This is a genomic window from Aeromonas bivalvium (assembly GCF_000819765.1).
Taxonomy (GTDB): Bacteria; Pseudomonadota; Gammaproteobacteria; order Enterobacterales; family Aeromonadaceae; genus Aeromonas; species Aeromonas bivalvium.
Map to the genome: position 1 here is coordinate 4,170 of NZ_CDBT01000061.1, position 13,303 is coordinate 17,472.

Genomic DNA, 13,303 nt, shown 5'->3' on the forward strand with positions numbered 1-13,303 from the left:
CCGCCGTGGATGCGGGCGATGTGGCGGGCTATGGTGAGGCCGAGCCCGCTGCCGGGCAGATCCCGGGTCGACGCGACCCGAAAGTAGGGGTCAAATACCCGCTCCATCAGCGCCGGACTGATACCCGGCCCCTGGTCGCTGAATGCGATCCTCACCTTGTCCCCCCGGTGCGTCACCTGCACCCGCAGGCGCTCTCCGTACTTGATGCCGTTGTCTATGATGTTTTGCAGGCAGCGCTTGATGGCCAGCGGCTTGCCCACCAGCATCAGGCTGGCCGGCCCTTGCAGCGTCATCCTGGCTTCATCATGGTTATAGAGCTCGCCGCAGCGGCGCAGCATCTCCATCAGATCCAGCGCCTCTATCTCCTCGTGAATGTGGGTCTCCTTCATGTACTGCAAGGCCCCCTTTATCATCAGCTCCATCTCGTCCAGGTGAGCGGCAAACTTGCTCTGCTCCTCTGGGTCCGCCAGCATCTCGGTGCGCAGCTTGAGACAGGCCAGCGGGGTCTTGAGATCATGGGACATGGCGCTGAACAGCAGATCCCGCTCGTGCAGGTGGCTGCGAATGCGGCGCTGCATCTTGTTGAAGGCATGGATGGCGGCCCGGGTCTCGCTGCTCCCCTCCTCCTGTACCTCGGGGACCTCCCGCTTGCTGTCGAGCAGGGTGGCGGCCCGGGCCAGGTTGCGGATGGGCCTTATCTCCTTGCGTACCACCCACCAGGTGGCGATCAGGATGATCAATGCCGACCCCAGCATGAAACCGAGCTGGCTCGGGGTGAAGAAACGGGGATCCAGGCTCTCGTACGGGGCGGGCAGGGCCGCCGCCAGATAGAACCAGGCGCCGGGGGCGACGGCAATCTGGATCACCAGAATAGGCGGATTGAGCTCCCCCAGTGCCAGGCTGTAGTGGGCCCAGTTCAGGGGCAGATCGTCGATGGGGATTTCTGTGTTGAATACCCGCAGGTCGGCGCGGCTGGTGAAGTCGACCCGGCTGGTCACCTCGCGGCCCAGCTCCTGTTGCAGCACCCGCTCCACCTCTCCCACCATCTGGACCCGGCGCTGCGATCCCGAGATGGGGGTCACCGGCAGCGGGTGGTTGTTGAGGGAGACGAAGAAGCGGGTCCCCCCCATGTTGCGCAGCTGCTCCAGCACCAGATGACGGTAATCCTGGGGCAGCTTGCGAAAGAAGGCGATGGTGGAGGAGGCGCTCAGGGCCATGCTGCGCACCGTGCTGATCAAGCCCTGCTCCTGTGCCTGATTGCTGTGGCGATACCAGAAGAAACCGGCGCACAGTTCGGCCGCCAGGATGACGCACAGCAGAAACAGGCTGGTACGGCTGGCCAGGGAGCGGGGCCCCCAGCCCCGGTTAGGCCTCATAGACGGTCTCGGTCGCCAGCATGTAACCCTTGTTGCGCACCGTCATGATCAGGGTGCGCTCCTTGTCATCCAGGGCCTGACGCAGCCGGGAGACCTGCACGTCTATGCCTCGCTCGAAAGGGTCGCTCTCCCGTCCCCAGATCTCCTGGGAGATGAGATCCCGGCTGAGCAGCTCGTTGGGATGGCGGATGAAGAGACCGAGCAGGGTGTAGTCGGCCCCCGACAGCTGGCGTGGCGCCTCCCCCGCCCGGGAGAGCTGGCGGGTCACGCTGTCCAGGGTCCAGGGGCCGAAGCTGATGCGCCTGGCACTCGCCGCCTGCTGGGTGAGACGGCTGCGCCGCAGCAGCGCCTTGATGCGGGCCAGCAGCTCGCGGGGATTGAAACTCTTGGTGAGGTAATCATCCGCCCCTATCTCGAGCCCGGCGATGCGATCGGCATCCTCGGTCACGGCGGTCAGCATCATGATGGGCACGTTGGAGAGGCGGCGCAGCTGGGAGCAGAGGGTGAAGCCGTCATCCCCTGGCAGCATCACATCCAGGATCACCAGATCCGGCATGCCCTGGCGCACCTGCTGCCACATGGCCTCGCCATCACAGGCGGTGCGTACCTCGAAACCGGCGCGGCCCAGATACTCGGTGAGGGTATCGGTCAGCGCCTGGCTGTCATCGACGATGAGAATGACTTTACTGTCCATGGCATTATCAATCTGGCTACGAAGATCGGCCTAACTTACCAGCACTGGCGCGCCAGGGTCGAGGCAATTGGCAGGCTTTTTGTAACCAAACTCTTACAAATCAGCCAAGATGGGATCCCCCGCTGGGCAAGACGGGGTGGGGCTGTCAAAATGGCCGGACTGACCCAGACCGGGGTCCTGCTGCCAGGGAGGCAAACATGAGTCTGTGGACCGCCATCGTCCTTATTGTCCTGATCAGCATGCTGTTCGGCTATCTCGGCAAGCGCGCCCGCTACCAGCTGGGGGATGCCCGCATCACCGACCGCCTCGGCAAGCAGGATCTCGTCATCAAGGAGTTGCAGGAGCGAGTCGCCAACCTGGAGGCCATCGTCATCGAGGAAGAGAAGCGCCGGCCATTCAGAGATCTCTGAGCCGGGCACCCAGTCTCCGTTATCCAGAGAGGAAACAATGAACATTCGACGATTCAACATCGGGGATGAAGCCGCGTTATTTAAGGTTTTTTTATCGGCAGTGCATGAAGTTGCATCGGCAGAGTACACAGCGGAGCAGATTCAGGCATGGGCGCCCGAGGATATTTCCCCGACGTTGTGGGCTGACCATATCAGGACATTACGCCCCTTTGTCGCCGACATTGATGGTGACATCGCCGGGTATGCTGACGTTCAGCCCAATGGCTATATCGACCACTTTTTCGTGTCGGGCTCTCATGCACGACAAGGGGTCGGCACCCGCTTGATGATGCGCCTTCATGAAGAGGCCAGGTTATTGGGTATTGGCGAACTGACGGCCGATGTGAGCAAGACGGCGGAACCCTTCTTTGCACTACATGGCTTTCATGTGGAGGAGCGAAGGTATCCCGTCCGCCGTGGCGTCATGATCCCCAATGCATTGATGCGCAAGGCATTGTAGTCCAGGCAGCCACTCGAAATAGACGCTATGACGCCAGCCGCCTGGCCAATGATGCTCTGAACGGACGCACCATCAACAACGGCAACCCATGGGTTGCCGTTTTGCTATCTCTCCACATGGTGGAATTTATCGCTATCGCGGCGAGAGTGGTGACTGTTGCATCGCCGCTGCCAGCGCGGTCTGGCCCTTGGCCTGCAAAGCATCGACAGCCCCCAGCCGGTCCCCCTCCTCCTTGTTCTGACTCAGCTTGAACTTGCCCACCAACCCGGTTATCTCGATTTCGATGCCCACCACGGCCTGCACCATGGCTTCGAGATAGTCTCTCGGCGCATCAGCCATCTTCCAGGGCGCGGGCTCTTCCGCCTCCTGGGTGCGGGTCAGGGTGGCGAGCAGGCGGCGCACGAAGCGGGCATCGTCCCGCACCCGGATACGGCCATGGGCATGCACCACGGCATAGTTCCAGGTGGGCACCTGTTTGTGGTGCGCCTGCTTGCTCGGATACCAGTTGGGGGAGATGTAGCCCTCGACGGCCCTGAAGATCACCAGCACCTCCTGCCCTTCCTTCACCTCCTGCCAGAGCGGGTTGTTGCGCGCCACATGGGCCCGCAAGATCCCATGCTCCCCCTCATCGGCATCGAACTCGAACGGCAGGTGATTGGCATCCAGCCCCTGCTCGCCAGAGGTGACCAGGGCCCCCAGAGGATGGGCCCGGATCAGCCGATGCAAAGCGGCGGGGTCGGCAGCTTCGAAATGGGGTGGCAGGTACATGCAGGCTCCTTTATCCGTGATGGTGTGTCCGTACTAAACCCGTCGAGATGATCCCATGGCGGGAGAACATCATCTCGAGTTTGCCTGCCGAGCGCCACCGAAGAAAGCCTTGGCCGCCAACGGAGAACAGCGGCCACCCGTTCAGGATAAAGGGCTCCCTTTGGCCAGGTAGCCGATGTGATAGGCATCGGCCCCTGCCGGCGTCGCCTGTGGGAGCGATGGCAAGAGATCCACCTCCAGCCACTGCCAGCGGGAAAGATCCCAGCCGCTCACCATGGCCTCGGTGTGCAGCTCGGCCAGGCAGGCATGGGGGGCAATGGCAGTGCGCCGCAAGATGGCCACCCTGGCCTGCTCGAGATCCTCCCTCTGCGGGGCAGATAGCAGATGCCAGGTCTCGATATGGGGCCAGCCGAAGTGCCTGGTGAGCGCCGCAAAGCCTTCGCTTGCCAGGAATCGGTGCATCGCCTCGGCGCTTTGCCACACATAGAAGGGGGCATAGCGATTCTCCCGGCATGGCAGGGCGGCCTCGTCATGGCGGCCATAGAGATAGGCCTTGAACAACAAGCCGGGGAAGCCGTCGAGTCTGGCCCCATTGCTGGCAATCCGCGCCTCGATGAGCCCCATGTCGTAGTCTGCGGGCAGGGTGAATCTGTAGTGCATGGCGATCATGAGGCCACCCCCAGCTGGAACATCAGACCCCGTCCGAAGCTCCACTCCTCGCTGCCGTTTTGCTGGATCACCACCATGAGGTTGTCGGGATGGATGCCCAAGTCGGCATGCAGGTGCTCGGCGAGCCGCCCATAGAGCCGCTCCTTGACCTCAGTGCTGCGCGGCTTCCCCGCCAGGATCTGGAAGAGGATGAAGTCGCCGTCCCGGCGGCCGGTCTGGTAGTGGGGGTGATAGACGAGCGCCTTGGCCGGCAGGATCTCCAGGATCTGGAACTTGTCCTCCGGCGGCACCTCGAACACCTCCACCAGGGTCTGATGATAGAGCGCGGAGAGCTGCTGCAGGCGCGCGTCGCTCATCCCCTCGCGCACTGTGATGCGGGTCAGCGGCATGGGGTCGCCTCCTCGCGGGCGGGCAGCAGGCTCACTGCGGTGACAGCGGCGGGCAAGCCGGCGTAGAAGGCGAGATGGGTGAACAGCTCTTCCAGCTGATCCCGTGTCAGGCCGTTTTGCTGGGCGAACGTGATGTGCCACGGCAGTTGTTGCACCCGCCCCAGCGACGCCAGTATGGCCAGGGTGATCAGGCTGCGCTCGCGGGCTGACAGGGCGGGTCGCTGCCAGATATCGCCAAACAGCGTGTCTTCCGCCAGTTGGGACAGTCTCGGCGCCACCAGCGCCAGGTCGTCACGATCAAGAACAGGATGGGTCATGGCAATCTCCTTGGATGGTGAAGCCACTCTCTCCCACTGCTACAATTTAGAAAATCGAAATATAAAAGACCATCAATCCCGATTATCAGGACAATTATGCAACCCCTTCCCCTGAACCTGGATCTCGATGCCCTGCGCAGCTATGTCGTCGGCATGGAGTGCGGCAACTTTGCGCTGGCGGCGCAGCGGCTGTGTCGCTCCACCTCGGCGGTCAGCGCCCAGCTGAAAAAACTCGAGCAGCAATGCGGTACGGCGCTGGTCGCTCGCAGCGGGCGCCACCTGGTCCCGACCCCCCAGGGCGAGCTGCTGCTGGGCTATGGGAAACGGCTGCTGGATCTCAATGACGAGGCCGTGCGCGCCCTCAAGGGGGAGCTGCTGCAAGGGGAGATCAGGCTGGGGGTACAGGAGGACTTTGGCGAATCTTTGCTGCCTGCTGTGCTGGGGCCCTTCTGTCGCCTGCATCCCGGGCTTCGCATGACGACCCGCATCGATCGCAATGGGCCGCTGACAAAGGGGATCAAGGAGGGCAGCCTCGACATGGCCCTGACCTGGCAGCCACAGGATGAGGGCATGGATGCCCGGCTCATCGCTCTGGTGTCACTGCAGTGGATAGCGCACCCGGACTGGGAGCTCGCCCCTCTGCTGGCACGGGGGGAGCCTTTGCCCCTGGTGCTCTTCGATGCCCCCTGCCTGATGCGATCACGGGCTACCCGGGCCCTCGACGAGGCCGGGATCCCCTGGCGCATCGCCTTCAGCAGCCAGAGTCTAGGGGGGATCTGGGCGGCCTTGCAGGCCGGGCTCGGGCTCACGGTGCGCTCCACCATCGGCATGCCGGCCAGTCTGGTGACCCTCGGCAGCGTGCTGCCGTCAGTGGGCACCTTGGGGGTCGCCCTGCTCAGCGCCAACCACCCATCCAGCGAGGCCGAGCGCCAGTTGCATGCACTGCTTGCCGACGCAGTGCATCGGGCCAGTGCCAGCAAGGGCTGAGAAGACTGGCTGCCATAACCGCAGACCTGCCCGCACAATGGGGGACATAAAAAACGGCAACCCCGAGGTTGCCGTTTTGCTTTCTTAGTCCCATGACAAGCCGGTTGGTTTAACCCGCCCGCTTGGCCAGCCAGGCTTCGGCGACGGTAAGGGCCGCTTCTACCTGCTCACGGGCGACGCCCCCCTTGGCGACCCGCTTGGCCAGGGTGGCTTCCAGCTCCAGGTTCGGATAGACATCCTCCCCCACCACCGGGCTGAAGCGCTGAAACTCAGGCAAAGAGAGCTCTTCCAGCGGCTTCTTCACCTGGATCGCATAGACCACGGTCTCGCCGACGATGTGGTGCGCCTCGCGGAACGGAATGCCCTTGGCCACCAGGTAGTCCGCCAGTTCGGTGGCGTTGGCGTAACCGCCCTGGGCCGCCGCCTTGGTGCGCTCGCCATTGACCTTCAGATCGATCAGCACCAGGGCCGCCATGTCGAGGCAGTCATGCCAGGTGTCGAGGGCGTCGAACAGCCCCTCTTTGTCTTCCTGCATGTCCTTGTTGTAGGCCAGCGGCAATGCTTTCAGGCTCATCAGCATGGCCATCTGGGCGCCCACTACCCGGCCTGTCTTGCCACGAATGAGCTCCAGCGCGTCCGGGTTCTTCTTCTGGGGCATCAGCGACGATCCCGAAGTGACCGCATCGGAGAGCTCCACGAAGCCCGCCTCGCCTGTGTTGTAGAAGATGAGATCTTCGGCAAATCGCGACAGGTGCGCCATGGACAGCGACGCCACGTGCATCAGCTCCACCACGTGATCCCTGTCCGACACAGAATCCAGGCTGTTGCGGGTCGCGCCGGCAAAGCCCATGTCGAGCGCCAACGCCTCCCGGTCGATGGCGTACGCCGTGCCCGCCAGGGCGCCGCAGCCGAGGGGGCTGGTGTCGAGGCGCTTGAGGGCATCCTGCAGGCGGGAGTGATCCCGCTCCAGCATCTCCACATAGGCCAGGGCCCAGTGGGCGAAGGTGACCGGCTGGGCCCGCTGCAGGTGGGTGTAACCGGGCAGCACGGCGGCCTGATTGGCACGGGCACAGGCCACCAGCCCCTGTTGCAGGGCGCTGATGGAGCCGAGCAGCAGCTCACCCTGGGCCTTGCACCAGAGTTTGAGGTCGGTGGCGACCTGATCGTTGCGCGAGCGGCCGGTGTGCAGCTTCTTGCCGAGATCGCCGACGGCATCGATAAGCTTGCCCTCGACCCAGGAGTGGATGTCTTCGGCATCCGAGCTCAGGATCTGCCGGGGATCCTGCTGCACCGAGGCGAGCAGCACCTCCATCGCATGTTGCAGCCTGCCCTGCTCATCGGCGGTCAAGACGCCGACCGTGACCAGGGCGCGAGCCCAGGCCATGGAGCCTTGAATGTCCTGCTCCGCCAGACGGTAATCGAACCGCAGCGAGTCGTTGAACTGCTTGAACCGGCTATCGGCCCCCTGACTGAAGCGTCCACCCCAAAGTGCCATACTGCTCTCCTTGAATGCGTTGTCGGCGGCGCCTTGCACCTGCCGCGAATTGTCTCGATGAAGGGTTATCTCATGAAAGGGGCGCCTGCGCCCCCTTCATCACGCCTGAGGGTCGCCCTGCCGACCCTCCCACCCCGATGGCTAAGGCCCCTGATCCTTAGCCATCGCGGCGCCTTGATAAACGAGGGGGCCAGGCCCCCTCGTCTGGCTCATCAGTGACGATCAACCGTGGGTATGGTCACCGCCTACCGCCAGATTCTGCTCTTTCAGGGCACGAATGCGGCTGGCCAGGGTGTAGAGGCGGATGAAGCCTTCGGCATGGCTCTGGTCGTACACCTCGTCGGCGCCGAAGGTGGCGAAGTCTTCGGAGTAGAGGCTGTTGCCGGAACGCTTCTGGGTCGCGCTCACCTGGCCCTTGTACATCTTCAGCACCACTTCACCGTCCAGATCCTCGGCGATGGCATTGGCGGAGGCCAGCACCGCCTTGCACAGCGGGGTGAACCAGCGGCCGTCATAGACCAGATGGGAGAACTCGGCCCCCAGCTTCTCGCGCCAGGCGCGGGTCGGCTTGTCCAGCACCAGCTCTTCGATGGCGCGCAGGGCCGCCATCATGACGGTGCCACCCGGGGTCTCGTAGCAGCCGCGGGACTTCATGCCCACCAGACGGTTCTCTGTGATGTCGATGCGGCCGACGCCGTGCTTGCCGGCGCGCTCGTTCAGGGTCACCAGCACCTGATAGGGGCTCAGGGGCTGGTCGTCCACGGCCACGATTTCGCCCTGCTTGACGGTCAGCTTGACGTATTCCGGCTCGTTCGGTGCCTGCTCCGGGGAGACGGTCCACTGCCAGACCGCTTCCGACGGCTCGTTCCAGGTGCTCTCCAGCTCGCCACCCTCGGTGGAGATGTGCCAGGCGTTGGCATCGCGGCTGTAGATCTTCTTCAGGGTCGCCTTGCAGGGGATGTTGCGCGCTTCCAGATAGGCGAGCAGCTCTTCACGGGAGCGCATGTCCCAGATCCGCCAGGGAGCGATCACTTTCAGCTGGGGTGCCAGGGAGGCCACGGCCCCTTCGAAACGCACCTGGTCGTTGCCCTTGCCGGTGCAACCGTGGGCGATGGCGTCGGCCCCTTCGGCCTTGGCCACTTCCACCATGGCCTTGGCGATCACGGGACGGGCCATGGAGGTACCCAGCAGGTAGGTGCCTTCATAGATGGCGCCGGTCTTCAGGGTCGGATAGACGTAATCCTTGACGAACTCTTCCTTCAGGTCATAGACCACACACTTGGCCGCGCCGGAGGCCAGGGCCTTCTCTTCCACCCCTTCCAGATCGTCTTCACCCTGACCGACGTCGGCGACGAAGGCGATGATTTCGGCGTTGTAGTGCTCTTTGAGCCAGGGAATGATGGCCGAGGTATCCAGTCCGCCCGAGTAAGCCAATACTATCTTGTTGATTCCGCTCATTTACTTCTCTCCATGATCAATCTTGAAAACATTAAAAACAGGGTCGGTCGCTCATTTGTGACCCAGCAGGGTCAGCAGCACGGCGTTCTGGATATGCATCCGGTTCTCTGCCTCGTCCAGAATGAGGGAGGCGGGGCCATCCATCACTTCCGAGGTGATCTCCAGTTCCCGGTGGGCCGGCTGGCAGTGCAGCACGTGCTGGATGCCGGTCCGGTCGAGCAGGGCCTGGTTGATCTGGTAAGGCATGAAGATCTCTTTTACCTGCTCCATTGGTGTGTTGTCACCCATGGAGACCCAGGTGTCGGTATAAACCACGTCGAAGCCTTCGATATCGGCGACGTCATCGCTGATATGGATGTTGGCCCCCGACTCGGCCGCCAGGGCCTGAGCCTCGAGGAAGATCTGGGTATCCGGACCGTGACCCTTGGGACAGATCAGGGTGACGTCTGTGCCCAGGGTCGCCCCCAGCAGCAGCAGGGAGTGGCTGACGTTGTTGCCATCGCCGAGATAGGCCAGCTTGACCTTGGACAGATCGTCGTAGTGTTCGGCGATGGTCATGAAGTCCGCCAGCCCCTGGCAGGGGTGGTAGAGATTGCACAGGCTGTTGACCACGGGCACGGTCGCGTACCGCTGCAGATCCACGAGCGTCTGGTGATCGAACACCCGGGCGACGATGGCGTCACACCAGCGGGACAGGTTGGCGGCGAAATCCTGCACGGACTCCCGCTTGCCCAGGGCCCCGTTCTGCTGATCCAGGTAGACGCTGTGGCCACCCAGCTTGGCGATGCCGATGTCGAAGGTGACCCGGGTGCGCAGGGAAGGCTTCTCGAACAGGGTGACCACCGCCTTGCCCGCCAGGGCATGGGCATACTTCTTGGGATCGGCCTTGACCTGTTTGCCCAGGGCTATCAACGCCAGGATCTGGGCCTTGCTGAGGTCGCTGTCTTTGAGCAGGTGTTGCATCGAATCGTCCTTTTGTCGTGCCTTAGAGGGTAATCTGGGTGCCGATGGCGGCGCCGCCAAGCAGCTGGAGCAGCTGATCCGGGTAGCGCCAGCTGGCGACACAGACCGGCTTGCCCAGGGTCTCTGCGGCATGGAGCGCCGCCTTCACCTTGACCGCCATGCCATCGGTGATGACCCCTTTCTCCATCAGATCCAGCGCCGTCTGTTTATCAAGCTGCGGCACCAGCTTGCCCTTGCCATCCAGGATGCCGCTCACATCCGACAGCATCACCAGGTCGGCGCCCAGGGCTTCGGCAATGGCCGTGGCCGCCTGATCCGCATTGACGTTCATCAGCTGACCCTCCGCCGTGATGCCGATGGAGCTGATGACCGGCAGGAACTGCTGGGAGAGCACGCCCTGCACCAGGGCCGGGTTGCCCGGGGAGCAGTCACCGACCGCGCCGAGCTGCGGATCCAGCTGCACCACCTGACACAGGCCGCCATCGGCCAGGCACAGGCCCACGGCCGGAATGCCGCAGGCGATGGCCTTGGCCATCATCTGCTTGTTGGCAGTGCCGGCCAGGGCACCGGCGATGAAGGGGATCTGCTCGAACGGGGTCACCCGCAGGCCATTCTTCTTGCTGGAGGTCATCCCCAGCCCCTTGAGCAGATCATCCACCAGGCAGCCACCGCCGTGCACCAGCACCAGGGGTCTGTGCTGATCGTCGAGGAAGGTTTTCAGGGTGGCGAACAGGGCGGTCAGGGCCTCGTCGTTCTCGATGAGGGCACCACCCAACTTGATTACCAGTGTCTGTTTGTCCATTTTCTTTACCCTTCCTTAAATCAGGCCCGTGGCCGGTTCAAAACCAAACTTGATGTTCACGCACTGGATGGCCTGGGAGGCCGCCCCCTTGAGCAGATTGTCGATGGCGGACACCACCACCAGCATGTTGCCCTGCTGCTGCCAGGCCAGATCGCAATAGGGCGTGCTGGCCACGCCACGGATGGAGGGCATCTGGCCGGTGAGCCGCACCAGGGGCTTGCCTTCGTAGGCGGCGAGATAGGCTTGATCCACCTGCTCCGGGGTCACGTCGTCCGCCAGCTGTACATAGATGGTGGCCAGGATGCCGCGCACATAGTTGCCAAGGTGAGGCTGGAACAGCACCCCCTTGCCCAGGTGGTGGCTGATCTCCGGCTGATGTCTGTGATTGAAGGTGCCGTAGGGGCTCAGGCTCACCTCGCAGAAGCTGGTGTTGACCGATGCCTTGCGCCCGGCCCCCGAGACGCCGGAGACCGCATTGATGATGGGCTGCCACTCCGCCTTGATGAGACCCGCCTGCTGCAGCGGCTTGAGGGCGCACAGGGAGGCGGTGGGGTAGCAGCCAGGCACAGCAATCAGCTGGGCGGCGTGGATCCCATCGGCATTCCACTCCGCCAGACCGTAGGCAGCCTGGGCGAGCCACTGCTCGCTCTCATGGGTGAAGCCGTAGTAATCCTGGTAGAACTGCTGATCCTGCACCCTAAAGGCGCCGGAGAGATCGAACACCGGCAGCCCCTTGGCCAGGAACTTGGGAGCCAGCTCGGCGCTCACCTCGTGGGCGGTGGCCAGCAGCACCAGATCGGCCTGGGTCAGGATCCGGGTCATGCCGTCTTCGTCCAGGGGCAGCAGCGGCTGATCCAGCTCGCCCATCCACTGGGGATGGAGGGAGGAGAAGCGCTTGTGGGCGTCCTGGCTGCCGGCGGAGACATAGAGGCCGAACAGCTTGAGTTGGGGGTGGTTCTGCACCAGGGCGGCCAGCTCTGCTCCCGCGTAGCCACTGGCACCGACGATAACGGTGTTAAGCATTGATCGATTCCAAAATCTGAGGTCTGGGTTCACAGCATGATGCTGCATAAAGATTAAGAGGCAGTGAATCGCCTCTTCTGCCTTGCCAGGCAAGGGGCGACGAGCTGGCTAGCTCACGCGGAGACAATTCAGGCGGGGTTGCGTCGTCGGTGATAGATCAGGTGACAGAACATTGACTTTCCCTTACAACTAGAGCCTTATCGGTGAGCGCAAGAACAGAATATTCATTCACTCAGTTTGCATTTGTATTTTCTAACAGAAACCTTCCGAGGGTGCAAGGAGGAGCTAGTGGCCAATCAGGATTTTTTTTCACTTTATAAGAATATTATTGCAATACCCTCCATCAGCAGCACGGATCCCAAGTGGGATCAGAGCAACGAGGGGGTGATCCGGCTGCTGGCGGACTGGTTCGACCAACTCGGCTTTCGGTGCGAAGTGACGGCCCTGCCGGAATTGCCCGGCAAGTTCAACCTGGTGGCGACCTATGGCCAGGGAGAAGGGGGTCTGCTGCTGGCGGGCCATACCGATACGGTGCCGTTCGATCAGGGTGCCTGGCGCAAGGATCCCTTCAAGGTGACCGAGGAGGGCAACCGCCTGTATGGCCTGGGTACCATCGACATGAAGGGTTTCTTCGCCTTCATCGTGGAGGCGCTCAAGGATATCGATCTCAAGACCCTCACCAAACCGTTGCGCATCCTGGCTACCGCCGACGAGGAGACCACCATGGCCGGGGCCCGCGCCATTGCCGCGGCGGCCGAACTCAAACCCGACTATGCGGTGATCGGCGAACCCACCGGCCTGGTGCCCGTGGTGGCCCACAAGGGCCACATGTCGGAGGCCATACGCATCACGGGCAGGAGCGGTCACAGCTCGGATCCCGCCAACGGCGTCAACGCCCTGGAGATCATGCACCAGGCCATGGGGCAGGTATTGGCGCTACAGCGCAGCCTCAAAAATAAATATGCAGATCACCGCTTCAAGGTGCCCCAACCGACCCTGAATCTGGGTTACATCCAGGGGGGGGACAGCCCGAACCGCATCTGTGGCTGCTGCGAGCTGCACATCGACATGCGGCCCACTCCCCAGGTGGGTCCGGACGAGCTGATGGGCCTGCTCAAGGAGGCGCTCTCCCCCATCGAAATCCACCAGCCGGGCTGCCTGCACCTGCAACACCTGCACGAACCCATCCCCGCCTATGCCTGCGACGATGCCTCCTTGCTGGTGCGTGAAGCCGAACAGGCGAGCGGCAAGCGCGCCGAATCAGTCAACTACTGCACCGAGGCCCCCTTCATCCAGCAGCTGGGCTGCCAGACCATAGTGATGGGCCCGGGCCACATCGCCCAGGCACACCAGCCGGACGAGTACCTGGATCTGTCGTTCGTCGAGCCGACCAAGTCGGTGCTGCAGCACCTGATCCGCCGCTTCTGCTGCTAGGTCGGCCGGGCACGGGTCA

Annotated in this window: 15 protein-coding genes; 4 read left to right on the top strand and 11 right to left on the bottom strand. The window is 62.9% G+C overall.

The features are described from left to right. Both BN1119_RS17095 and BN1119_RS17100 read right to left on the bottom strand, forming a co-directional pair. Window positions 1-1,376, bottom strand: a 1,376-nt coding sequence (locus tag BN1119_RS17095; protein ID WP_042001335.1) for a sensor histidine kinase, incomplete at its 3' end; no start/stop codon positions are given. Continuing rightward, a complete protein-coding gene (locus BN1119_RS17100; RefSeq protein WP_042000939.1) occupies window positions 1,366-2,070 on the bottom strand; it encodes a response regulator in 705 nt (234 codons plus the stop codon). The genes BN1119_RS17100 and BN1119_RS17095, both read right to left, overlap by 11 nt. Window positions 2,071-2,267: 197 nt before the next feature. On the opposite strand from BN1119_RS17100, the gene BN1119_RS17105 reads away from it, so the two are divergent. Then, complete coding sequence (locus BN1119_RS17105) at window positions 2,268-2,480, top strand: hypothetical protein (RefSeq protein WP_042000943.1); 213 nt, start codon at window positions 2,268-2,270, stop codon at window positions 2,478-2,480. 37 nt (window positions 2,481-2,517) lie between these two features. Next, on the top strand, window positions 2,518-2,979 hold the full coding sequence (locus BN1119_RS17110; RefSeq protein WP_042000946.1) for a GNAT family N-acetyltransferase: 462 nt from the start codon (window positions 2,518-2,520) through the stop codon (window positions 2,977-2,979). Between the two features lie 132 nt (window positions 2,980-3,111). Here BN1119_RS17110 and BN1119_RS17115 read toward each other — a convergent pair whose 3' ends face one another. The 4 genes from BN1119_RS17115 to BN1119_RS17130 all read right to left on the bottom strand — a co-directional run bounded on the left by BN1119_RS17115 (window position 3,112) and on the right by BN1119_RS17130 (window position 5,122). Further along, window positions 3,112-3,747, bottom strand: coding sequence for an FMN-binding negative transcriptional regulator (locus BN1119_RS17115; protein WP_042000948.1), 636 nt, complete (start codon window positions 3,745-3,747; stop codon window positions 3,112-3,114). Window positions 3,748-3,888: 141 nt separating this feature from the next. Continuing rightward, complete coding sequence (locus BN1119_RS17120; RefSeq protein ID WP_244463760.1) at window positions 3,889-4,407, bottom strand: DUF4865 family protein; 519 nt, start codon at window positions 4,405-4,407, stop codon at window positions 3,889-3,891. Window positions 4,408-4,412: 5 nt separating this feature from the next. After that, window positions 4,413-4,805 (bottom strand): tautomerase family protein, encoded by a 393-nt coding sequence (locus BN1119_RS17125; protein ID WP_042000954.1) that lies wholly within the window; start codon window positions 4,803-4,805, stop codon window positions 4,413-4,415. Next, on the bottom strand, window positions 4,796-5,122 hold the full coding sequence (locus tag BN1119_RS17130) for a carboxymuconolactone decarboxylase family protein (RefSeq protein WP_042000957.1): 327 nt from the start codon (window positions 5,120-5,122) through the stop codon (window positions 4,796-4,798). Before BN1119_RS17130 ends, BN1119_RS17125 begins: the two co-directional genes overlap by 10 nt. Window positions 5,123-5,218: 96 nt before the next feature. On the opposite strand from BN1119_RS17130, the gene BN1119_RS17135 reads away from it, so the two are divergent. Then, window positions 5,219-6,109, top strand: coding sequence for a LysR substrate-binding domain-containing protein (locus tag BN1119_RS17135; protein WP_042000960.1), 891 nt, complete (start codon window positions 5,219-5,221; stop codon window positions 6,107-6,109). Window positions 6,110-6,218: 109 nt separating this feature from the next. On the opposite strand, the gene argH is transcribed toward BN1119_RS17135, so the two are convergent. From argH to argC, 5 genes are all read right to left on the bottom strand, one after another. Next, on the bottom strand, window positions 6,219-7,604 hold the full coding sequence (gene argH, locus BN1119_RS17140) for an argininosuccinate lyase (protein WP_042000963.1): 1,386 nt from the start codon (window positions 7,602-7,604) through the stop codon (window positions 6,219-6,221). A gap of 222 nt (window positions 7,605-7,826) precedes the next feature. Next, window positions 7,827-9,062 carry an argininosuccinate synthase gene (locus tag BN1119_RS17145; protein ID WP_042000966.1) on the bottom strand — a complete coding sequence of 412 codons (1,236 nt, stop codon included), beginning with the start codon at window positions 9,060-9,062 and terminating at the stop codon, window positions 7,827-7,829. 51 nt (window positions 9,063-9,113) lie between these two features. Next, window positions 9,114-10,025, bottom strand: a complete 912-nt coding sequence (locus BN1119_RS17150) for an ornithine carbamoyltransferase (RefSeq protein WP_042000969.1) — start codon at window positions 10,023-10,025, stop codon at window positions 9,114-9,116. Window positions 10,026-10,047: 22 nt separating this feature from the next. After that, window positions 10,048-10,827, bottom strand: a complete 780-nt coding sequence (gene argB / locus BN1119_RS17155; protein ID WP_042000973.1) for an acetylglutamate kinase — start codon at window positions 10,825-10,827, stop codon at window positions 10,048-10,050. A 15-nt stretch (window positions 10,828-10,842) separates the two neighbouring features. Next, the gene (gene argC / locus BN1119_RS17160) at window positions 10,843-11,850 is read right to left on the bottom strand and encodes an N-acetyl-gamma-glutamyl-phosphate reductase (RefSeq protein WP_042000975.1); all 1,008 of its coding nucleotides are present in this window, start codon (window positions 11,848-11,850) and stop codon (window positions 10,843-10,845) included. A 288-nt stretch (window positions 11,851-12,138) separates the two neighbouring features. Here argC and argE point away from each other — a divergent pair, with 288 nt between their 5' ends. Continuing rightward, window positions 12,139-13,284 (top strand): acetylornithine deacetylase, encoded by a 1,146-nt coding sequence (gene argE / locus BN1119_RS17165; protein WP_042000978.1) that lies wholly within the window; start codon window positions 12,139-12,141, stop codon window positions 13,282-13,284. Window positions 13,285-13,303: the final 19 nt, after the last annotated feature.

Bases quoted from the DNA above. Each gene is read 5' to 3' on its own strand.
- BN1119_RS17100 (WP_042000939.1), bottom strand. From the start codon at position 2,070: ATGGACAGTAAAGTCATTCTCATCGTCGATGACAGCCAGGCGCTGACC.
- BN1119_RS17130 (WP_042000957.1), bottom strand. From the start codon at position 5,122: ATGACCCATCCTGTTCTTGATCGTGACGACCTGGCGCTGGTGGCGCCG.
- argB (WP_042000973.1), bottom strand. From the start codon at position 10,827: ATGGACAAACAGACACTGGTAATCAAGTTGGGTGGTGCCCTCATCGAG.
- BN1119_RS17125 (WP_042000954.1), bottom strand. From the start codon at position 4,805: ATGCCGCTGACCCGCATCACAGTGCGCGAGGGGATGAGCGACGCGCGC.
- argC (WP_042000975.1), bottom strand. From the start codon at position 11,850: ATGCTTAACACCGTTATCGTCGGTGCCAGTGGCTACGCGGGAGCAGAG.
- BN1119_RS17145 (WP_042000966.1), bottom strand. From the start codon at position 9,062: ATGAGCGGAATCAACAAGATAGTATTGGCTTACTCGGGCGGACTGGAT.
- BN1119_RS17105 (WP_042000943.1), top strand. From the start codon at position 2,268: ATGAGTCTGTGGACCGCCATCGTCCTTATTGTCCTGATCAGCATGCTG.
- BN1119_RS17150 (WP_042000969.1), bottom strand. From the start codon at position 10,025: ATGCAACACCTGCTCAAAGACAGCGACCTCAGCAAGGCCCAGATCCTG.
- BN1119_RS17115 (WP_042000948.1), bottom strand. From the start codon at position 3,747: ATGTACCTGCCACCCCATTTCGAAGCTGCCGACCCCGCCGCTTTGCAT.
- BN1119_RS17110 (WP_042000946.1), top strand. From the start codon at position 2,518: ATGAACATTCGACGATTCAACATCGGGGATGAAGCCGCGTTATTTAAG.
- argH (WP_042000963.1), bottom strand. From the start codon at position 7,604: ATGGCACTTTGGGGTGGACGCTTCAGTCAGGGGGCCGATAGCCGGTTC.
- BN1119_RS17120 (WP_244463760.1), bottom strand. From the start codon at position 4,407: ATGCACTACAGATTCACCCTGCCCGCAGACTACGACATGGGGCTCATC.
- BN1119_RS17135 (WP_042000960.1), top strand. From the start codon at position 5,219: ATGCAACCCCTTCCCCTGAACCTGGATCTCGATGCCCTGCGCAGCTAT.